This is a genomic window from Nocardia sp., assembly GCF_025465275.1.
GTDB lineage: Bacteria > Actinomycetota > Actinomycetes > Mycobacteriales > Mycobacteriaceae > Nocardia.
This window is the reverse complement of sequence record NZ_JAODNK010000127.1, coordinates 60,043-79,713: the sequence shown is the minus strand read 5'-3', so window position 1 is coordinate 79,713 and position 19,671 is coordinate 60,043. Positions and strand designations below refer to the sequence as shown.

Annotated in this window: 17 protein-coding genes and 1 pseudogene; 5 read left to right on the top strand and 13 right to left on the bottom strand. The window is 68.1% G+C overall.

All coding sequences use genetic code 11. The features are described 5' to 3' along the window. Positions 1-110: pseudogene (locus JWN03_RS27850) on the bottom strand (co-chaperone GroES); the annotation flags it as partial. Between the two features lie 479 nt (positions 111-589). On the opposite strand from JWN03_RS27850, the gene JWN03_RS27845 reads away from it, so the two are divergent. Continuing rightward, the gene (locus JWN03_RS27845) at positions 590-2,086 is read left to right on the top strand and encodes an Hsp70 family protein (RefSeq protein WP_297621257.1); all 1,497 of its coding nucleotides are present in this window, start codon (positions 590-592) and stop codon (positions 2,084-2,086) included. A gap of 420 nt (positions 2,087-2,506) precedes the next feature. Here the strand turns inward: JWN03_RS27845 and tsaD are convergent, their stop codons facing one another. From tsaD to dapA, 6 genes are all read right to left on the bottom strand, one after another. Next, positions 2,507-3,538 carry a tRNA (adenosine(37)-N6)-threonylcarbamoyltransferase complex transferase subunit TsaD gene (gene tsaD / locus JWN03_RS27840; protein ID WP_297621255.1) on the bottom strand — a complete coding sequence of 344 codons (1,032 nt, stop codon included), beginning with the start codon at positions 3,536-3,538 and terminating at the stop codon, positions 2,507-2,509. Continuing rightward, complete coding sequence (gene rimI, locus JWN03_RS27835; protein WP_297621253.1) at positions 3,535-4,062, bottom strand: ribosomal protein S18-alanine N-acetyltransferase; 528 nt, start codon at positions 4,060-4,062, stop codon at positions 3,535-3,537. The genes tsaD and rimI overlap by 4 nt, the downstream gene beginning before the upstream one ends. Further along, entirely contained in the window at positions 4,059-4,751 is a 693-nt protein-coding gene (gene tsaB, locus JWN03_RS27830; protein ID WP_297621251.1) for a tRNA (adenosine(37)-N6)-threonylcarbamoyltransferase complex dimerization subunit type 1 TsaB, read from the bottom strand. Before tsaB ends, rimI begins: the two co-directional genes overlap by 4 nt. 253 nt (positions 4,752-5,004) lie before the next feature. Continuing rightward, a complete protein-coding gene (gene tsaE, locus JWN03_RS27825) occupies positions 5,005-5,457 on the bottom strand; it encodes a tRNA (adenosine(37)-N6)-threonylcarbamoyltransferase complex ATPase subunit type 1 TsaE (protein WP_297621269.1) in 453 nt (150 codons plus the stop codon). Next, positions 5,457-6,596 carry an alanine racemase gene (alr, locus tag JWN03_RS27820; protein WP_297621267.1) on the bottom strand — a complete coding sequence of 380 codons (1,140 nt, stop codon included), beginning with the start codon at positions 6,594-6,596 and terminating at the stop codon, positions 5,457-5,459. Before alr ends, tsaE begins: the two co-directional genes overlap by 1 nt. A gap of 93 nt (positions 6,597-6,689) precedes the next feature. Then, on the bottom strand, positions 6,690-7,580 hold the full coding sequence (gene dapA, locus JWN03_RS27815) for a 4-hydroxy-tetrahydrodipicolinate synthase (protein WP_297621249.1): 891 nt from the start codon (positions 7,578-7,580) through the stop codon (positions 6,690-6,692). Between the two features lie 70 nt (positions 7,581-7,650). Between dapA and JWN03_RS27810 the strand changes: the two genes are divergently transcribed. After that, positions 7,651-8,523 (top strand): LysR substrate-binding domain-containing protein, encoded by an 873-nt coding sequence (locus tag JWN03_RS27810; protein ID WP_297621247.1) that lies wholly within the window; start codon positions 7,651-7,653, stop codon positions 8,521-8,523. Positions 8,524-8,869: 346 nt separating this feature from the next. On the opposite strand, the gene JWN03_RS27805 is transcribed toward JWN03_RS27810, so the two are convergent. After that, positions 8,870-10,318: an NAD(P)H-hydrate dehydratase gene (locus JWN03_RS27805; protein WP_297621245.1), complete on the bottom strand. Its 1,449-nt coding sequence runs from the start codon at positions 10,316-10,318 to the stop codon at positions 8,870-8,872. Between the two features lie 254 nt (positions 10,319-10,572). Between JWN03_RS27805 and JWN03_RS27800 the strand changes: the two genes are divergently transcribed. After that, the gene (locus JWN03_RS27800) at positions 10,573-11,016 is read left to right on the top strand and encodes a cupredoxin domain-containing protein (RefSeq protein ID WP_297621243.1); all 444 of its coding nucleotides are present in this window, start codon (positions 10,573-10,575) and stop codon (positions 11,014-11,016) included. A 296-nt stretch (positions 11,017-11,312) separates the two neighbouring features. On the opposite strand, the gene glmS is transcribed toward JWN03_RS27800, so the two are convergent. Next, complete coding sequence (gene glmS / locus JWN03_RS27795; protein WP_297621241.1) at positions 11,313-13,181, bottom strand: glutamine--fructose-6-phosphate transaminase (isomerizing); 1,869 nt, start codon at positions 13,179-13,181, stop codon at positions 11,313-11,315. A 101-nt stretch (positions 13,182-13,282) separates the two neighbouring features. Here glmS and JWN03_RS27790 point away from each other — a divergent pair, with 101 nt between their 5' ends. Then, positions 13,283-14,146 carry a dienelactone hydrolase family protein gene (locus JWN03_RS27790; RefSeq protein WP_297621239.1) on the top strand — a complete coding sequence of 288 codons (864 nt, stop codon included), beginning with the start codon at positions 13,283-13,285 and terminating at the stop codon, positions 14,144-14,146. Between the two features lie 712 nt (positions 14,147-14,858). Here JWN03_RS27790 and JWN03_RS27785 read toward each other — a convergent pair. The 4 genes from JWN03_RS27785 to JWN03_RS27770 all read right to left on the bottom strand — a co-directional run bounded on the left by JWN03_RS27785 (position 14,859) and on the right by JWN03_RS27770 (position 17,789). Further along, positions 14,859-16,835 (bottom strand): hypothetical protein, encoded by a 1,977-nt coding sequence (locus tag JWN03_RS27785; protein WP_297621237.1) that lies wholly within the window; start codon positions 16,833-16,835, stop codon positions 14,859-14,861. Beyond that, the gene (locus tag JWN03_RS27780; RefSeq protein ID WP_297621235.1) at positions 16,832-17,152 is read right to left on the bottom strand and encodes a hypothetical protein; all 321 of its coding nucleotides are present in this window, start codon (positions 17,150-17,152) and stop codon (positions 16,832-16,834) included. Before JWN03_RS27780 ends, JWN03_RS27785 begins: the two co-directional genes overlap by 4 nt. 33 nt (positions 17,153-17,185) lie before the next feature. Beyond that, positions 17,186-17,494 carry a DUF6802 family protein gene (locus JWN03_RS27775; RefSeq protein ID WP_297621233.1) on the bottom strand — a complete coding sequence of 103 codons (309 nt, stop codon included), beginning with the start codon at positions 17,492-17,494 and terminating at the stop codon, positions 17,186-17,188. Positions 17,495-17,594: 100 nt separating this feature from the next. Beyond that, the gene (locus JWN03_RS27770) at positions 17,595-17,789 is read right to left on the bottom strand and encodes a PspC domain-containing protein (RefSeq protein ID WP_297621231.1); all 195 of its coding nucleotides are present in this window, start codon (positions 17,787-17,789) and stop codon (positions 17,595-17,597) included. A gap of 115 nt (positions 17,790-17,904) precedes the next feature. On the opposite strand from JWN03_RS27770, the gene JWN03_RS27765 reads away from it, so the two are divergent. Next, positions 17,905-19,545 (top strand): ABC-F family ATP-binding cassette domain-containing protein, encoded by a 1,641-nt coding sequence (locus JWN03_RS27765; protein WP_297621229.1) that lies wholly within the window; start codon positions 17,905-17,907, stop codon positions 19,543-19,545. Positions 19,546-19,671 lie beyond the last annotated feature (126 nt).

Below are 19,671 nucleotides of genomic sequence, written 5' to 3'. Positions count from 1 at the left end.
TTCTCCTTCGCCGTGTCGGGGATGACCAGGCCGGAGGCGGTCGTCGTCTCGGCCTCGTTGGCCTGGACGAGGATCTTGTCCTCGAGCGGCTTGATGTTCACGCTCGCCACGTTGAGCCCTCCACTTTTCAGGGGTCTTCGCGCCCGGGGCGGTTCCCCGAGCTCACGGTGTTCGGTCATGGTCTGACCCTGCGCACAAGCCCCGTCGTCGCGGGAGCCGGGACCACTGCCCAGTAGTCAGAGATGGCATCTGAAGCGACAAACCAGTGCCACCTAGCACTCTATACACGGGAGTGCCAGCGCTCAAGGTCGGGCTTCGCCATTCACGGTGCCGCCCCACCGGGCAACGCGACTCGCCGACGGGAACGGCCGGGGAATCTGAGGGCTTCCATAGAAATACGAAAATCTGTAACGTTCGGATAACGGATTGTGACAACATTGACGACGGCCGCGCGGCAAGGCTGCATCAAGCCCGTCACTGCTTCGCCGAGAGTCACCCAGTTGCTTCATTTCCATAGTTGTTGCTGCACCCCAGGTCCGTTCGAGATGGTCGTCTACACGCGGGACCATCCGCTCGAAGGGAGGTGAACATGCGAACATCCCTCGGCATCTCCGCCGGGAGTGAGGTGGTGTGCTCGGCGACGGTTGCGACCGCGCCCAACGGCGCCCAGCACTTCGATTACCGTGTCGTCACCGCGGACACGGCCCATTCCGATCTCGGCGATCTCGTGGCCTCCTCCATCGAGTTGATGACCACCCAGATTCCGCGCGAGAACGTGCACGCCTTCGGCACCCATCCCGCCGCACTCGCGGCCGCGCACCATGATCACGCCCCGGGGCCGCCCGGTGACATCGCAGTCGCCTACCGGGACCGGGAACAGGCCCAGATCATCCGCTCAGCTATCGGTCGGCAACGTCGCGATGTGCGGCTCATTCCGGAAAGCACCGCGGCCCTGGCCTTCCTGCGCCACACCGGCCTGCTGGACCGCTACGAAACGGTCGCCGTCCTCGATATCGGCGCCACCGGCACCACCGTCACGGTGGCCGACCACGCCGACGACACCGTGCTCCGCTCCGAGCGCACCGCCACCATCAGCGGCAATGCCGTCGACGAACTGATCCTGCAGCATCTGCTGGACTGTCATCTGGCCCGCCGCGGCACCCGCCCGAACCGGGGCATGCTGCTCAATCGCAGCCGCGCGGCCAAGGAGCATCTGTCCATCGCGCCGGCGGTCACCATCGATCATGTGGCCGGGCAGCCGCTCAAGCTCACCCGCGTCGATTTCGACGAGCTGGTTTCCGACCTGCTACGCGAGCTGGCCGTATTCGCCCGTGGCGTCTTCGCGCGAGCTCCGAAGTTCCCGGAGGCGGTCGCGGTCATCGGCGGCGGCGCCAATACCCTCGCCGTGGTGGCGAGTCTGGAACGCCAACTCGACGTGCCGGTGCTGACGGTGCGCGAGCCCGAAGCCGTGATCGCCAAAGGCGCTGCCCTGGTGGCCGATTCCGCGACGCCGAGCACCTTCCCGGTGATCAGCCGCGGTTCCGATGCCCCGATCGGCACCTTCACCAAGCTGGCGGGCACGCTGGCCGGCGCCATCGTGGTGGTCGGCCTGATCATCGGCTACGGCGTAAAAGAACTGGTACCGGAACCGCACGGCACCAATTACTCGCCGCCCATCTCCGGCACGCAGCAGCCGATCGTCCCCGCCACCCCGCCCGGCGGCGGCGCCTCCAGCGCCGGCACCACGACCAGCAGCCCGAACCACGACCCCTCGCACCACACCACCGCACCCCCGGTCACCCCCACCACGGCCCCGCAGGCCGTGCCCAGCGGCAATCCCACCACCCCGCTGACCACGATCGCCCAGCCCCCGCTGCGACCGGATCCGGGCCTACCCCAGATCCCGTTCCCGGCAGACCTCCCCCGCATCCTGGGCCCCCTGCTCGGCACCACCCTCCCGCCCTCGGAGACCACCGAACCGCACAGCATCGGCCCGACCACCCCGGGCCTCCCCCGCAACAACTCCGGCTCCGCAAACGGCACCACCACCACCACCACCACCACGATGGCCAGCCCGACCGATTAGTCCGGCGAGCCACAAAGACACAAACCGCGACCGAGGATTCCCTCGGTCGCGGACTGCATTACGAGCGATGCGATCGCTGAGCATGTACACCACGATTGCCGACCATGAACACACCGAGCGTGCACGCACAGAGTGTCACCCCGCGCCATCCCGGCATGTCGGTCCCACGCTATCCCAGCATGTCAGTCCCCGCGTCATCCCAGCATGTCGGACCCGCGTCATCCCAGCATGTCGGTCCCACGCCATCCCAGCATGTCAGTCCCCGCGTCATCCCGGCATGCTTTTGGCCGGGATCCACACTGGCTGCGCTCGAGCGCATTCCGGTTCCGCGCACAGGTTGGCATGCCGCGCACGAATTCGCTGCCGATTCTGTGCGCGAGGCGCAACGGCATGCGCGAGGCGTGAAAGCGTGCGCGGGAGCTAGAGCTGGCTGGTGGAGACCGGCAGGCCGGGGTCCGTCGCTACGGTGAGGGCGGACGGCTTTGCGCCACCGGCGATTACATGCGCACCGAAGGTGGCGATCATGACGCCGTTGTCGGTGCAGAGCCGGGGCTTGGGCACGCGCAGGGTGAGACCCGCTGCGGCGCAACGCTCTTCGGCCATGGAACGAATTCGAGAGTTCGCGGTCGCGCCGCCGCCGAGCACGATGGTGTCGACGCCGACATCCTGGGCGGCGCGCACGGCCTTCATGGTGAGGACGTCCGCGACAGCTTCCTGGAACGAGGCCGCGATATCGGGGATCGGGAGTTCGCGGCCGTCCCGCTCGGCCGCCTCGACATAGCGCGCCACCGACGTTTTCAGCCCGGAGAAGGAGAAGTCGTAGCGGGCGTCGCGCGGGCCGGTCATTCCGCGCGGGAAGGCAATGGCGTGCGGATCGCCTTCCGCGGCAATGGCATCCAGCACCGGTCCACCCGGGTAGCCGAGGCCGAGCAGGCGTGCGACCTTGTCGAAGGCCTCACCCGCCGCATCGTCGACGGTGCTGCCGAGTTCGATGATCGGTTTCGCCAGATCGGTGATGTGCAGCAGATGCGTGTGCCCACCGGAGACGAGCAGCGCCACCGCAGGCGGCAGCGGTCCGTGCTCGAGGGTGTCGACGGCGACGTGCCCGCCGAGATGGTTGATCGCATAGAAGGGGATATCCCACGCTGCCGCATAGGCTTTCGCGGCGGCGACCCCGACGAGCAGCGCACCGGCCAGACCGGGGCCGATGGTGACGGCGAGGGCATCCGGCTTATCGATATCGGCAGCGGCCAGGGCGCGGCGCATGGCGGGAACGATGGCCTCGAGGTGTGCGCGCGAGGCGATTTCGGGCACCACCCCACCGAAGCGGGCATGCTGATCAACACTGGAGGCGACCTCATCGGCCAGCAGCTCGCAGGTACCGTCCGGCAGGTATCGGACGATGCCGACTCCCGTTTCGTCGCAGGAGCTTTCGATACCCATGACGATCATGACGAGACCTCTGTGTCTTCGGCGAACCCGGCGCCCTGCGGGAACTCCGCCGGCGCGAACCCGGCCATGGCGGGCTTGCGCATGGTGTACGCGTCGGCTCCGCTCGGCTGGTAGTAGTTCTTCCGCAAACCGATGATGTGGAAGCCGTGCTTCTCGTACAGCGCGATGGCGGCGGCATTGTCGGTGCGCACCTCGAGGAATACCGGTCCGCCGCGCAGCCCCGCTTCGGCGAGCAGCGCCTGCAGCAGCAGGGTGCCGACGCCGCCGCGATGCAGCTCCGGATCCACACCGATGGTGTGGATTTCGGCCTCCGGATGTTCGGCGTCACCCAGCAGGGCGATACCGGCGTATCCGATCATGCGGTCGTCCTGATCGCGCGCGATGATGTAGCGATTGTGCGAGGCGGCCAGTTCCGACAGGAACGAAACCTCGTGCCACGGATCGTCCTCGGGGAACAACACCTGTTCGAACTCGGCGCAGCGCACGGCATCGGCCGGCCGCATCGGTTGGATGCGGATGGTCATCGGCCCACCTGCGCATAGCTCCGCTCGACCGCATCGGGACGGCGCAGATACAACGGGACCAGGGGTTCGGGAGTCACGCCCGCCAGCAGATCGCGAGCGGCACAGCGCACCAGCCCGTATGGGGACGGGGTCTCCACCGGCAGCACGGGCAGATCGAAGTAGTCGACGTGCGAGGCGGATCCGGCGATCACGGTGGCGGTGCCCGGCTCCAGATCGGCCGGCTTGGTCACCTCCGGACCTTCGACACGGCCCTCGGCGCGGTAGCGAGCCCAGTACACCTCGCGGCGACGCGCATCGGTGACCACGAGCAGCTCCACCGGCTCGGCCGGATTGCGCAGATAACTCTCGGTATCGGCGGCAATCGCATCGAGACTGCACACGCCGTAGACGGGCACGCCCAGCGCATCACCGAAGGCGGCCGCGGTGGCCATCCCGACGCGCAGCCCGGTGAACGGTCCGGGACCGATCCCCACGACGACCGCGTCGATCTCCGCACGGGTGCGACCGGATTCGGCGAGGCACGCCAGGATGTGCGGCGTCAGTACCTCATTGTGCGCACGAGAATCCACGGTCACCTTGGAGGTGATCGTGGTGATGCGAGGTGCGGTTGATCCCTCGTCCGCCGGTTCCAGTTCCACCAGTCCGGCCGTCACGGCAGGAGTCGAGGTGTCAACAGCCAGTACAAGCATGATTGCCCCAACAATACTGTGCCTATCTGCCTCCGCTTCGCTCCGGCGGGGTCGCGGCCCTTGGTCCCGGTTCTTCCCTCCCTCCGCTCCTCCAAGGCGCAGGTCTATGGAGCCGTTCGCTCCCCCGCTCCACTCAGTCCAGAACCGGGACGGCCGCGACCTTTCGGTGATGCGAGCAGCTGCGGGGATCGCGCGGGGCGACCGGTCGGCAGGAGGAGTCAACGTGATGCTTCTCGCAATTCCGATCGGGTGCTCAGGTGGCCGACAGCCATTCCCATTCCGCCGTGCGGATATCGGAGTCGGGTTCGCGGCGGAGTTGGACACGGAGGTGACGGTCGGCGAGGTGTTCGGCCACGCCCAGACCCCATTCGACAACGACCACCGCGTCGTTCAGGTCGGTGTCCAAATCGAGGGCGTCGAGTTCGTCCAGGTCGCCGCCGAGGCGGTAGGCGTCCACGTGCACCAGCGCGATCGAACCCGGGTCGGCGCTCGCGCGGTGCTGGCGGGCAATGATGAAAGTCGGTGAGCTGACCCGGCCTATGACGCCGAGCCCGGCGGCGATGCCACGGGTGAGCGCGGTTTTCCCGGCACCCAGCGGACCGTCGAGGATGACCAGATCGCCGGGCTGCAGTTCGTCGGCCAGTTCGCGGCCGAGGGCCTCGGTGTCCTCGACCGTCGGGAGGGTGCGATTGCCGCGGGTGTTCATCACTCGCCGCCGATGTAGGTGCGGATCACGCGACCGCGCGGAGCGCAGACGATTTCGTAGTGGATGGTGCCGAGAGTGTCCGCCCATTCCTGAGCGTGCGGGAAACCCTCGCCGCCGAACAGAATGGCGGTATCACCCTCGCGGACGCCGGATGCGTTCTCGCCGAGGTTCACCACCAGTTGGTCCATGCAGACGCGGCCGATATTGGGCCGGCGCTCCCCGCCCAGCCACACATCGAAGCGGCCGCCGAGGGTGCGGGGCACGCCGTCGGCGTATCCGGCGGGGATGAGCGCGACGGTGGTGTCGTGCTCGGCGATCCACTCGTGGCCGTAGGACACACCCTCACCTGCGGCAACGCGTTTCACCAGGGCGACGCGGGCGCGGAAGGTCATGGCCGGGCGCAGGCCGAAGTCGGAGATCTCCGGAATCGGGGAGAGCCCGTACACGGCGATGCCGGGGCGCACCATGTCGAAGGCCAGATCGGGGCGGGTCAGGGCGGCCGCCGAATTGGCCAGATGCACCAATTCCGGTTGCAGGCCCTGCTCTTTCGCGGCGGCGATGCACTCCAGGAACCGGTCGCGCTGAATGTCGATGGTCGGGTGATGCGGTGAATCGGCATGGGCGAGATGCGAGAAGATGGCGCGGAATCGCACCACCTGCTCGTCGACGAGCTGTCGCAGTAGAGCCAGTACCTGCGGGTATTCGGTCGCGGATACGCCATTGCGGTTGAGCCCGGTATCCACCTTCAGCGACACCGTCGCGGTGCGCCCCACGCGGCGTGCGGCCGCCGCGACCGCCTCCAGATGCGCGACCGAGGGCACCGCGATCTCGATATCGGCCGCGATGCCGCTGGCGAAGTCGGCGTCGGAGGTGTTGAGCCAGCACAGAATCGGTGCGGTAATGCCCGCCGCCCGCAATGCCACCGCCTCTTCGAGGGTGGTCACGCCGAGTTCGCGTGCCCCGGCGGCGATGGCGGCCCGCCCGACCTCGACGGCCCCGTGGTTGTACCCGTCTGCCTTGACCACCACCATTACCGCGGCATCACCGGCATGCTCGGCCAGGATCCGCACATTGTGGGCAATGGCATTCAGATCTACGAGGGTCTCCACCTGCGGATCGGGGTTGTTCACAGCACCGATCCTGCCATCCCCGGCCGCGCGGCACCCGTCACACCCGGCCGCATGCGCCGCTACCGCTGCTACGCGACCCGCGCAACGACACGCCGTGCGTGGTCAGAAACTTCCGACGTGGACGCTCTGCAGTGCCGTGAGAGCCGCCGTGACCGAGGCTTCGCCGGCGGGCAGCAGCGGAAGTCGCACCGCGGCGGTGGGGATGCGGCCCTCGGCGGCCAGAACACCTTTCAGGACAGTGGGATTGGGCTCGGTGAACAGGGTGGTGGCGAGGGCGGCGAGCCGATTGCCGATCGACCGGGCCCGGTCGGTCGGTCCGGACTGCCAGGCCGCGATCAGTTCGACGTATTCGGCCGGCGCGACATTCGCGCAGGCCAGGATGGCTCCGGAGGCGCCGAGCGCGAGCAGGGGCGCGGCGAAGAGATCGTCGCCCGCGAGTACGGAGGTATCACCGGCTGCCGCGCTGAGGAAGCCGATGGTGGCTTCGTCGATGCCGCCGGTGGAGTATTTGAATCCGGCGACATTCGGCAATTCGGCCAGGCGGCACAGGGTTTCGGCACTGAGCGAGCGGCCGGTGCGGTACGGAATGTGGTAGATCACCAGCGGCACCGGACTGGCCGCGGCCAGGTGCCGGAAGTGTTCGACAACACCGTCTTCGGACGGGCGGGTGTAGTAGGGCACCACGGTGAGCGCGGCCGCGGCCCGGGAATCCAGGGCGGCGAGCTCCCGTACCGAATCGGCGGTCGCATTGGAGCCGGCCGCGGCGATCAAGGGCGCCCCGTGTTCGGCGCACACCCCGGCACAGATATCGAGCACTCGCAGCCGCTCGTCCGGGGTGAGGGTCGCGGGTTCGGCGGTGGTGCCGAGCGCGACGATTCCGGTCGCACCGGCCGCGAGCACCTCGTGCGCGAGGGCTTCGAGGGCTGCCGCGGCGACCTCACCGGTGGCGGTGAAGGGCGTGATCAGTGGCACGAACAGGCCGGTGAATGTCATGGCTCCAGCGTGGCCGCCGCGCGCCTTCAGGTCTATTTCACGTTTCTGTCCCCGAGCATAAGATCTCCTTATGCTCGATCTGCGCCGGCTGCGGCTGCTCCGCGAACTCGCCCACCGCGGCACCATCACCTCCGTCGCGGAGGCGCTGACCTACACCCCCTCCGCGGTCTCCCAGCAGCTGACCGCGCTGGAACGCGAGGCCGGGGTGCCGCTGCTGGAGCGCACCGGCCGCAGCGTCACCCTCACACCCGCCGCGCTGCGCCTGGTCGAGCACACCGAAACTATCCTCGCGACGCTGGCGCAGGCCACCGCCGAAATCGCCACCGCCCGCACCGAACTCACCGGAACCCTGCGCATCGGCGCCTTCCCGACCGCGGTCCGCACCATCCTGTCCCCCGCGCTGGTCACCCTCAGCCGCGATCACCCACACCTGGAACTGCTTGTCACCGAACTGGATCCGGCCGCCGCCCCCGCCGCCCTGCGCGCCGATCTCCTCGATATCGCCCTGGTGCAGGAGTACGACTACGTACCCGTGGACCCGGAACCGGGCCTCGACACCGAACCGCTCCTGGAGGAGACCATCCACCTCGCCGCACTCATCGCGGAACCACTTGCCGCACACCGTGATTCCGCCTGGATCGCAGGCACCCCCGGCACCCTCTGCCACGCCATGACCGTACGAGCCTGCCGCGCAGCCGGATTCACCCCGCGCATCCGCCACCACGCCGACGACTTCGGCGCCGTCCTCGCCCTGGTGGCCGCAGCCCAAGGCGTAGCCCTGGTCCCCGACCTGGGCGCCCAATCAGTCCCCCCCGGCGTCACCCTCACCCCCCTGCCCACCCGCCGCCGCACCCACCTCGCCTACCGCCGCGGCGCCGCCCACCACCCCGTGGTCGCTGCCGCCCGAGCCGCCCTCCACGCAGCCATAACCCCGCCGGCCTGACCTCGCCGATCCCGCCACCAGTCTGCGACGCGCACGCGGCCCGGAACGCGGCAGAACACGAATATCAGCGAGTGACGCTGTGCCTCAGGTTGTTCGCCATCGCGTGCGGCACCACCGGTGATCTATCAGGACAGCCGGTGATCAGCAGCGGACGTGCTGATGTGCACGGCCGCACGTCGATGTGAGCAGGCCGGGAACCTCCTGCGGCGAGCGCGGCTGTGCGTGGACCCGCGGCAGCTGCGGCAGCTGCGGCAGCTGGGCTCCTCGACGGAAGACACATGCGCAGCAGCGGGCGGCTGTCGCAGGCCAGAGCCGGCGGGCTCGCAGCGGTCGGGGACCGAGGTGGTCAGGCGGCGGCGAGGTCGCGGAGGGTGCCGATGGCGTTGCGGAGGTTGGCCAGGAGGGGGGAGGCGGAAATGGGGGCGCCTGCGGCGGTGGTGGCACGGGCGGCGAGGTTGGCGGACAGGGCATGGACGCGGGCGGCGGCCGCGGCGGACCAGGCGGGGTCGCGGCCGGCGGCGAGGAGGGCGGCTATGACGCCGGAGAGGATGTCGCCGGAGCCGGCGGTGGCGGCCCAGGAGCCGCCTGCCTCGTTGACGAAGACTGGGTGGCCAGGGGCGGCTACCACGGTGGCGCGGCCCTTCAAAAGGACTGTCACCTGCCAGGAGTCGGCGAGTTTGCGAACGGCGGCCACACGATCGGGGGCCGGGTCCGCACCGGTGAGGCGGGTGAATTCTCCGGCGTGCGGAGTGAGGACGGTGGGGGCGGCACGCCCGTTCAGCAGGCCGGGGTCGGCCGCGAGCAGGGTCAGACCATCGGCGTCGATCACCACGGGCAGGTCGGTGGCGAGGATTTCGGCGAGCCGGTCCCGCGCGGCGGAGTCGGTGCCCGCGCCGGGGCCGAAAACCCACGACTGGACTCGACCTGTCTCAGAAATCGACTGGGCAGCAACAACTTCAGGAAAGTGTGCGAGGACCTGGGCGGCACCGGTTCCGACATAGCGGACCATGCCGGAGGTGGCTGCCACCGCACCTCCGGTACACAGGATCGCTGCGCCCGGATAGGTGGAGCTGCCCGCACAGACACCGGTGACGCCCTGGGTGTACTTGTCATCGGTCGATTTCGGCACCGGCCAGCCCGCACCGATCGATTCCGGTTCCAGGGCAACCACATTCGGCGCGGGAAGTCGTAACCCGATGGGTACCAGTTCAATTCGGCCGCAGTACGGCGCGGCGAGGGCATGCACCGGCTTGTACGCGCCGAAGGCGACGGTCACGGCCGCCCGGACCGCCGGGCCGGTCACCACTCCGGTATCCGGGTCGACACCGCTGGGCAGATCGACGGATATCACCGGAACCCGCACCCCGGCAACAAATTCCGCCGCCTGTGGACGCAGCGGCCCGCGGCCCGAAATACCGACTATGCCGTCGACGACCAGATCCGGCGTACCGACCTCGGCACCCACCCGGCCACCGGCTCGGCGCAGCGCCGCAAGTCCCGCCGCGTGCACCCGCTCAGGCGACAGCAGCACCGCCTGCACGGCAACACCGCGACGCCGCAGGAACGATCCCGCCCACAGCGCGTCGCCGCCATTGTCGCCGGAGCCGACCAGCAGGGTCACCGAACGCCCAGCCACTCCCCCGGTCCGCTCCCGCAGCTCCCGCACCACGACCTCCGCCAGACCGAAAGCCGCACGCCGCATGGGCATTCCGGCGGGTACGCGGGTGAACAGCTCCGCTTCCGCCGCGCGGACCTCATCGGCCGTGAAATATCCGCGAAGGTCTGATGCGGTCATCGTTCGCCTCCCTGCGACAGCGGGTTCCGCGGGGGCGAACCCCGCCTGCCTACGACGTCTGCAGACTACGCCCCGTCCAGCTCTCGAAGCATGCACGCGGACGGGTCCGGGAACCTATCAACGACGGCGTCCCGATCGCCGGAGCTGTTCGATCATCAGCTGATCTCAGCAGTTCGCAGCGGCGGTTAGGACGCTTCCGGCATGTCGGAGCAGCGATTTCCGCACGGACGACGCCTGCGAATAGCCCGCTGATCGTGAGGGTTACGCTGGCGGGCATGTCGATCCGCCGCTACTCGCCCGCCCGCGCCCTGCTCCTCGTGACCGTGGTGGCGGGAGTGCTGGCCGTGAGCGGCTGCGGGTCGGATTCGTCGAAGTCGGCCGCACCCACGACGGCGGCCGCGGCCTCCACCTCCGCCGCCACCACCTCGGGCCCGAGACAGCCCGCAGCAGTGACCGTCGACGTGAACGATATGAAGTTCTCCCCGGCCGATATCACCGTCAAAGTCGGCGACATGGTGACCTGGAAGTTCTCGGACAAGGCCCCGCACGCGGTGCAGGGCATCGGCGACGTCGCACTGGGCATCAACAGCCCGATCATCCACAAGGGCGAGTGGAGCTACACCTTCACCGCCCCCGGCACCTACCGCTACCTGTGCCCTCTGCACCCCGACATGAAGGGCTCGGTCACCGTCGAATAGCGGCCGCCCCATAACTCCCACCGCCTGGCCACTGCCGGAACAGTGCGCAGCCGCAGCGATCGTGGCGCTGCAACCGTCCACCGGAAACGTTCTGGCCGTAGCCCAGAACGGCCCAGCCGACGATCACCGCCCGCCCACGCTCACAGCCACTGACGGAACAGCCCGTATCGAGTTCGAACAGCCCGCACATGGGCTGCTTGAACTGGATACGGGCTGTTCGGTCGATTGAGCTGCTTCGGCCGCGGCGCGCCTGGCGGGGCCTTGGCCATTCGCGGGCGTCCAGCGCTGGGTGCGGTTTACTCGACGGTGACGGACTTGGCGAGGTTGCGGGGTTTGTCGACGTCGTAACCGCGGGCCTGTGCGACTTCGGCTGCGAAGATCTGCAGCGGGACGGTGGCCAGGAGCGGCTGGAAAAGGGTTGGGGCGACGGGGATTTCGATCAGGTGATCGGCGAAGGGGCGGACCGTGTCGTCGCCTTCCTCGGCAATGACGATGGTGCGCGCGCCTCGCGCCTGGATCTCGCGAATATTGCTGAGCAGCTTGGAGTGCAGGACGGCGCGGCTCTTCGGCGAGGGCATCACCACGAATACCGGCAGGCCCTCCTCGATCAGCGCGATCGGGCCGTGCTTGAGCTCACCGGCGGCGAAGCCCTCGGCGTGGATGTACGCCAATTCCTTGAGCTTCAGCGCACCTTCGAGCGCCACCGGGTAGCCGACATGCCGTCCGAGGAACAGCACCGTGGAGACGTGGGCGAGTTCCCGGGCCAGGGCGCGCACCTGATCTCCCGACTCCAGAACGCGGGCGACCAGTTTCGGCATGGCCTCCAGCTCGGCGAATTCGCGGGCCACCTCATCGGGGTACTTGGTCCCGCGCGCCTGCGCGAGCGCGAGACCGACAAGGTAGTTCGCGGTGATCTGCGCGAGGAATGCCTTGGTGGACGCCACGCCGATCTCCGGCCCGGTACGGGTGTAGAGCACGGCATCGGATTCGCGGGGAATCTGCGCGCCATTGGTATTGCAAATGGCCAGGACTCGCGCCTTCTGGCTCTTGGCGTGCCGGACCGCCTCCAGCGTGTCGGCGGTCTCGCCGGACTGCGAGATGGCGACCACCAGGGTGGAGCGGTCCAGAACCGGGTCGCGATAACGGAATTCGCTGGCCAGCTCTACCTCGACGGGCAGCCGGGTCCAGTGTTCGATGGCGTACTTGGCCAGCAGTCCCGCGTGATACGAACTGCCGCAGGCGACCACGAAGACCTTCTCGAACTCGCGCAGTTCCTGATCGGTGAGGCGTTGCTCGTCCAGCACGATCCGGCCGTCTTGGAAGTGACCGATCAGCGTGTCGGCCACACCGGCCGGCTGCTCCTCGATCTCCTTGAGCATGAAATAGTCGTGACCGCCCTTCTCGGCGGCGGCCAGATCCCAGTCGATGGTGAACGGGCGGGTGCGGACCTCGTCGGGGTTACCGGCAAAATCGGTGACGACGTAGGAGTCGGCGGTAATGACAACGGCCTGATCCTGGCCGAGCTCCACGGCCTCCCGGGTGTGCTCGATAAAGGCGGTGACATCGGAGGCGAGGAACATCTCGCCCTTGCCGACACCCACCACCAGCGGGGTGGAACGACGCGCGGCAATGATGGTGCCGGGATGGTCGGCGTGCGTGAAGACCAGGGTGAACGCGCCTTCCAGGCGGCGCACCACGGCGAGCGCGGACGCCACAAAATCTCCGGCGGTCGCGCCGATGGCATAGGCGCGAGCCACCAGGTGCACGGTGACCTCGGTGTCGGTATCGCTGCCGAGTTCGACTCCGGCGTCTTCGAGTTCACGGCGCAGCGGCGCGAAGTTCTCGATGATGCCGTTGTGCACCACCGCGACCCGGGCGCTGCCGTCTCGATGCGGATGCGCATTGCGGTCGGTGGGTGCGCCGTGGGTGGCCCATCTGGTGTGGCCCATGCCGGTGGTGCCCGCGAAACGATCCGTTCCCGCCTCGGCGAGTTCGGCCTCCAGATTGGCGAGTCGGCCCGCCTTGCGTTCGACAGCGAGCCCGCCCGCGCCGTCGAGAATGGCGACTCCGGCAGAGTCGTAGCCGCGATACTCCATGCGGCGCAACGCGTCCACCACCACACCGAGGGCGTCCCGGTACCCCACGTACCCCACGATTCCGCACATGGGCCACCAGCCTACTGGGGTAGCACCGGCTTCTGAATCCCAGTGCGGACGGGACCGGCCGAAACACCCCAAGGGCGCGGCGATCGGATAAGTTCACTGTCGTGTCGGCGTCTGTGAAATCGCTCCTGAGCACTTTGACCGCCCGCGGCCCGCATTCGGTGCTGCGCGGCAACCTCGGCATAGCCGGGCAGCCAGGGGTGGTGTACACGCCCGAGAAGGGGCTCAACCTGCCGGCGGTGGCCTTCGGGCACGGCTGGCTGACCGGTGCTGCGAACTATCGGCGGCTGCTGGAACATCTGGCCTCCTGGGGTTACGTTGCCGCCGCGCCCGATACCGAACGCGGGCCGATCCCTTCGCATCTGAACCTTGCGACCGATCTGCTGACGACCCTGGACATCTGTGCCGGGGTGCGCCTGGGCGGCGGCGCTATCAGCGTGCACCCCGATCGGCTGGCGCTGGCCGGGCACGGCATGGGTGCGGGCGCGGCCGTCATCGCCGCCTCGCAGCGTGAGGTCGCGGCCGTCGCCGCGCTCTACCCGTCCCCCACTGCCCCGTCCGCCGAGGCCCTCGCCCCCGGAATCGACACCGCCGCACTGATCCTGGCCGGCGCCACCGATATCGGCTCGGTCAGCTCCAATGCCATCCCCCTCGCCACCGCCTGGGGTGGCAAGACGATCCTGCGTTCGGTCGAAAAGGCCACGCACAACGGCATGGTCGAGGGCCGCCGCGCCCTCTCCGCCCTCGGCGCCGGCAAGCACGAACCCAAAACCGAACGCCTCACCCGAGCCCTCCTCGTCGGCTTCCTGAACTTCGAACTCCTCGGCGACAAGAAGTACAAACTCTTCGCCGACCCCGAAGCCCTCCTCCCCCACACCGAAATCGTCGACCCGGAAGCAGCCGAAGAAGAGCCGGAGCACCCCCAAAAACTCCCCATCCTCCAACTCGTACAAGCCCTCCGCAAGTAACTCACCCCGCGACCCGGGCGGTTCCGACTCCGCCACACGGTATTTCGGCCGGTAACCAATCGGCTCCGATCCCGCACGCCGGACAGCACCTTGTGCGAAGGATTCCGCGACCACACCCAGTGCCTGCCAATTCAATCTAGGCAGCATCGATCCGGCCGCTTTACCGTCCCGGGTGGCTCCGCGACGAACTCACATTCCCCCCGAGTCTGTGGCCGGAATCCGCCGAAACCAACTGGAGCACAGCGGGTGTGGATCCCGGCCAAAAGCATGCCGGGATGACGGGGCGACATCGCATATACGAGCTGCGTACAAGCTGCGCCCGGTCCCCATCCGCAGGGTCCGCCATCCGACGCGGTTGAATCTCGCGGCGTGGCGTCCGCGAGCTCGGGGACTTCTACTCCGCCATGCCAGATTTCGGCCGCCGGCGGCTGTATTCGGCGATCGTGGAGAACTCCCGTTCGATGCGGAGTTCTGTGTGCGGCCACCGACCTGCGAGGGCGGCCATGACTTCCAGGGCGTTCCGTGTCACGACAGCGCGGCGTCCGAGAGCTCGGGGATTTCTACCCCACCTTCTGGGATTTCGATGGACGGGGCGCTGCCTCCGGCCGCCGACGCGACAGTGAAGAACTGCCGACCGACTCGGGCCTTGCCACGCACGGCACCTGGCCTGCGGCGGATGCGGGCCGGACACGAGAGGGCCGCGCGTTCAATGTCATGGCGGCGTGGCGTCTGAGAGTTCAGGGATTTCTACCCCACCTTCTGGGATTTCGACGGACAGGTCGCTGTTCCCTCGGGGAGGGGGCGAATTGCCGTCCGGCGCGGGCGGATCGGGCGGTAGTGCCTGGTCGGGCGGCACCAGAGGGGTGGCGTCGGTGTGCGGAGTCAGTCGCACTTGATCGGGCGAGACCTGATCGGCGCCGGGCGGTATTGCGCACTCGATGGGAGAGGCTCGGCCTGGATTCGGAGGGTGAGCCGGATCGTTGGGCTGCACCGGGCCATCGTCTGGCGACGGTGGGTTGCAGTCAGGGGGCGCCTGGGTGGTGCCGGGCGGGGGCGTGCCTCTGATCAGGCAGGATGCGGGGCCGCCGTCGGCCGACAGGGCGGAGGGATCGGGGCCGGTTCGGCATTCCCGCTGCGGCACTGGGCATTCCGCTGTTTGTGGCGGGCTGTCGCAGGAGGACGCGGGCTGGTGCTGAGCGGGAGGCGCGGGGCAGCGATCGGGTGATGACTTCTCGTCGGCACTCGGGGTTGCGGGGGCAGGGTCCGGATTGGACTCCGGATGATGTTTCTGCTCAGGCTGATTGGCGCCGGGTTGCGGACATTGCTCGGCGGGAGCTCCGCCGTCTTTACCGGTCGGGGACGGATGGTCCCCCGGGTGTTGTGAGTCCGGGGCGGGATCGGCGGCTGGATCTGGGTGGGCAGAAGGATCGGAGGGGTGGAGGAGGTCTGTCAGGGAGGAGAGCTTGCTGGGGTCCAGGACTGACAGCAGGGATCGGACGAGGTCGGCCAGGCTGGTGAGGCCGTTGGGATCCGAATTGGGCCGGGACTGCAGGTGACTGGAGCCACCCGATTGTGCGCCGGGTGCGGACTGGGTCCGGTTGGCACCGTCGGGCGTAGCAGAGGGCACGGGCTGGGCTGAACCATTCGGCTGAACGTTGGGGACCGACTGCACCTCCGCAGGCGGAGTGTTCGGCACCGATCGGGGCTGTGCACCTCCGGCAGAGCGGGAGTCCGGGGATGGGTCGGGCAGGGAGCGTGGTTGGGCTGGTTGCGATTCCACCGAAGCCGGTGCGGTCGGCGCGGAGTCGGCCTGGGGGCCGCCTGAGGTGACCGATGGATAGCTCTGATGTGGTTGCACGGGAGCCGGTTCCGGTCGCTGCGCCCATCCGGTCTCCGGCGCCGGTGGCGGCTGTTGCCCCCGGTCAGCCGGGGCCGGTTCCGAATTCCGGCCCCAAGCCGCGTCCGGAGACTGTTCCGGAGCGGGTACGACGATGGGGATGGTGGCAGGTTGGGGGTAGGGCAGGTCGAGGATCTGGTTCAGGGCGGCGACGATGGTGTCGTAGTGGGTTTCGAAGCAGTGGTTGGTGGCGGCGCAGGTTGCCTGGAATGCGGCGAGTTTGTGTTCCACATCGGGTTTGAAGGTGGTGGTGAGCCAGGGGTCGGGGTGGTCGCCGAGCATGGCGTCGATATCGTCCGGGCATTTGCCGGCGATCGCGAGTTTCCTTGCACCGTTGGGGGTTTCCTCGAGCAGGGCGAGGACGTTCTCGGCCTTGGTGAGCACGGCCTGCCGCAGTGGCTCGACGGCAGCACCGATGGCCGTGGCGGCCGTGCGGGCGGCGTCGAGATCTTCCCGGGCGCGGCGCAGCTGGTTGACCACCATGGCGAGCGCCTCACCGCCGGCGCCGCTGGTCCAGCAGGACGGGAGGCGTTGCGCCGCACCGTATTGGGCAGCCCACTGCGCTTCGGACTGATCGAGCGCCTGCACCAATTCCGCTCGCGCACTGTCGAGTTTCGCGAGGTCGGCGCCGCGCTGCTCGTCGTACGCGGCTTGCAGGGCGCTGCGCTCAACGTCGTGTGTCGCTGTGAACGCCTTGTCGTAGAGCGGCAGGAACCGCTCCCAGTACTCCAGCCCCGGCGCGCCGTAATCCAGGATGTCGTCGATCGATTTGCCGCTCATATCGAAGGTCATGGATGCACCCCCGATACGGCGGCCGCGCGCTCGTGGTCGATACGCGCGTATTCCGCTGCGGCGCGGTCGAATACATCGGCGGTGGCGGCCGTAGCCGCAGACCAACCGTGCAGACATGCCGCAATGTGCTCGAATCCGTGCTGCACTGCCGCACCCGACGCCGAATAGTTGCGCCCGGCTTCATCATTGCCGATGCCGAACCTATGCGCACCGACCCGGCGGGACTGCTGTTCCAGCGTTTCGGCGCAATCCCGCAGTGTGGTGATCGTGTCGCGCAGCCCGTCGAGATCTACGCCGAGCACGTCGAATCCACCCATCGATCCCCCCTCGCTCGAATCCCCCCGGTTCGGCTACTTGCCCAGGCGCCCTTCGTCTGTGCGCACCCACTCGGAGGAGCCGTCCGGATGATGATGGAACTCCCAGGCCGAGTAGTCACCGCCGGAATCCACGACGGTCACATGATCGGCGTACCCGTCGTGATCCATATCGGTCCACACGTGCATGGCATGGTCGCTATTGGTGGTCACGGTGTCCGGCAGACCGTCACCATCGATATCCTGGGTCGGGTGCGCTAGCTCTACCGCGCCGAGCGCACCGAGCTCGGAATGTGAGTCGAGATTCGGCAGGTCAAGACCCGGCAGATCACCCGATGTGACCATGTGCGCTCCTCCGCAGTGACGTGATAACCATCCTGTCACTCACGCCGGTGGCACGCAGGTTGTTCATACCGAATGTGGATAACTCTCAGCTGTGGATAACTCAGCGCTTCGGAATGATGATCCACAGGATGATGTACAGGATGAACTGCGGTCCGGGCAGCAGGCAGGAGAGCACGAAGAGCAGCCGGACGACATTGGCGCTCCAGCCGAAGTATTCGGCGATACCGCCGCAGACTCCGGCGATCCACTTGTCATCGCTCGAGAGGGTCAGTCGCTTGGTGGTCTGTGTTGTCATACCTCTACTCTCCGCACTCCAGGCCGGCCGCACATCGGTCCCCTGACCCATTCCGACCCTGAACTTCGGGAGGCCGGGGTCAGGGTGCAACCCTGAACAGGGCAGAATCGCGCAGGTGAGCACCACTCTGCATGCGCGCGGACTCGCTGCCGGACACGGCGAACGCACCCTCTTCGAAGACCTCGATCTCGTACTGGCCCCCGGCGACGTGATCGGCCTGGTCGGAGTGAACGGCGCCGGAAAGTCCACCCTGCTGCGCATGCTCGCCGACGGGCACGCCCCCGAGGGCGAGATCACCCTCAGCCCGCCCGATGCCACGGTCGGCTATCTGGCCCAGGAGCCGGAGCGCATCGCGGGCGAGACCGTGCTCGAATTCCTGCGTCGGCGCACCGGCGTCGGCGAGGCCCAGCGCATCATGGACGCGGCGGCCGAACGGCTGGCCGACGGCGGCGAGGACGAGTTCTCCCCCGCCCTGGAACGCTGGCTCGCACTCGGCGGCGCGGATCTGGAACAGCGCGCCGACGAGACCGCCGCCGACCTCGGCCTGACCGCGAGCCTCCCGCACGGCCTGGAGACCCCGATGACAGTGCTGTCGGGCGGCCAGGCCGCCCGCGCCGGTCTGGCCTCGGTCCTGTTGTCCCGCTTCGACATTCTGCTCCTGGATGAGCCCACCAATGACCTCGACCTGGACGGCCTGGCCCGGCTGGAGCAGTTTGTGACCGGCATTCGCGAACCGCTCATGGTGATCAGCCACGATCGAGAGTTCCTGGCGCGCACCGTGAACAGCATTGTCGAGCTGGATCTGGCGCAGCAGCAGGTCGGCATCTACGACGGCGGTTACGAGTCGTATCTGGAGGAACGGGAGATCGCCCGCCGCCACGTCCGCGAAGCCTTCGAGGACTACGCCGACACCAAGGCCGGCCTCGAAGCCCGCGCCGGTATGCAGCGCAATTGGATGGAACACGGTGTGCGCAATGCCCGCCGCAAGAGCAAGCAGGACTCCGACAAGCTCGGCCGCAAGGCGCGCGCGGAAGCCACCGAGAAGCAGGCGTCGAAGGTGAAGCAAACCATGCGCCGCATCGAACGCCTGGACGCGGTGGAGGAGCCGCGCAAGGAGTGGGAACTGCGCATGGTCATCGCCGCCGCCCCCCGCAGCGGCTCGGTCGTCGCCACCCTCTCGAATGCGACTGTGACGCGCGGTGATTTCACGCTCGGCCCGGTCACCGTGCAGGTGGATTACGGCGACCGCATCGTCCTGACCGGCGCCAATGGCGCGGGCAAATCCACCCTGCTGTCGGTACTGCTCGGAAAGACGAAGCCGGACACCGGATCCGCCGCACTCGGCTCCGCGGTGGCGATCGGCGAGGTGGATCAGGCCCGCGGCCTGTTCCGTGGAACCGACACTCTCGCAGACACTTTCAGCGCCGAAATCCCCGATTGGCCCGAGGCCGAGGTCCGCACCCTCCTGGCCAAATTCGGCCTCCGCGGCCCACACGTCCTGCGCCCCAACGACACCCTCTCCCCCGGCGAACGCACCCGCGCCGCCCTGGCCCTGCTCCAGGCCCGCGGCGTAAACCTCCTGGTCCTGGACGAGCCCACCAACCACCTGGACCTAGCCGCCATCGAACAACTGGAGGAGGCCGTCGAATCCTTCACCGGCACAGTCCTCCTGGTCACCCACGACCGCCGCATGCTCGACAATGTCCGCGCTACCCGCCGCTGGCACCTGGAAAACGGCAAACTCACCGAGGAGTAGCCGCCCCCGCCGCGCTGGTGCGATCGGGAGTGAAAGAGCAAAACGCACAAGACAAAAGAGCGCACCGATCGAGAGCCTGAAGAGGTATGACGGCCGGGGTGTTCGGGGTTTGTTTCGAGAGGTGAC

Coding starts and splice junctions, on each gene's coding strand:
- JWN03_RS27845 (WP_297621257.1), top strand. CDS start 590: ATGCGAACATCCCTCGGCATCTCCGCCGGGAGTGAGGTGGTGTGCTCG.
- tsaD (WP_297621255.1), bottom strand. CDS start 3,538: ATGATCGTCATGGGTATCGAAAGCTCCTGCGACGAAACGGGAGTCGGC.
- rimI (WP_297621253.1), bottom strand. CDS start 4,062: ATGACCATCCGCATCCAACCGATGCGGCCGGCCGATGCCGTGCGCTGC.
- tsaB (WP_297621251.1), bottom strand. CDS start 4,751: ATGCTTGTACTGGCTGTTGACACCTCGACTCCTGCCGTGACGGCCGGA.
- tsaE (WP_297621269.1), bottom strand. CDS start 5,457: ATGAACACCCGCGGCAATCGCACCCTCCCGACGGTCGAGGACACCGAG.
- dapA (WP_297621249.1), bottom strand. CDS start 7,580: ATGACATTCACCGGCCTGTTCGTGCCACTGATCACGCCCTTCACCGCC.
- JWN03_RS27810 (WP_297621247.1), top strand. CDS start 7,651: ATGCTCGATCTGCGCCGGCTGCGGCTGCTCCGCGAACTCGCCCACCGC.
- JWN03_RS27805 (WP_297621245.1), bottom strand. CDS start 10,318: ATGACCGCATCAGACCTTCGCGGATATTTCACGGCCGATGAGGTCCGC.
- glmS (WP_297621241.1), bottom strand. CDS start 13,181: ATGTGCGGAATCGTGGGGTACGTGGGGTACCGGGACGCCCTCGGTGTG.
- JWN03_RS27785 (WP_297621237.1), bottom strand. CDS start 16,835: ATGACCTTCGATATGAGCGGCAAATCGATCGACGACATCCTGGATTAC.
- JWN03_RS27780 (WP_297621235.1), bottom strand. CDS start 17,152: ATGGGTGGATTCGACGTGCTCGGCGTAGATCTCGACGGGCTGCGCGAC.
- JWN03_RS27775 (WP_297621233.1), bottom strand. CDS start 17,494: ATGGTCACATCGGGTGATCTGCCGGGTCTTGACCTGCCGAATCTCGAC.
- JWN03_RS27770 (WP_297621231.1), bottom strand. CDS start 17,789: ATGACAACACAGACCACCAAGCGACTGACCCTCTCGAGCGATGACAAG.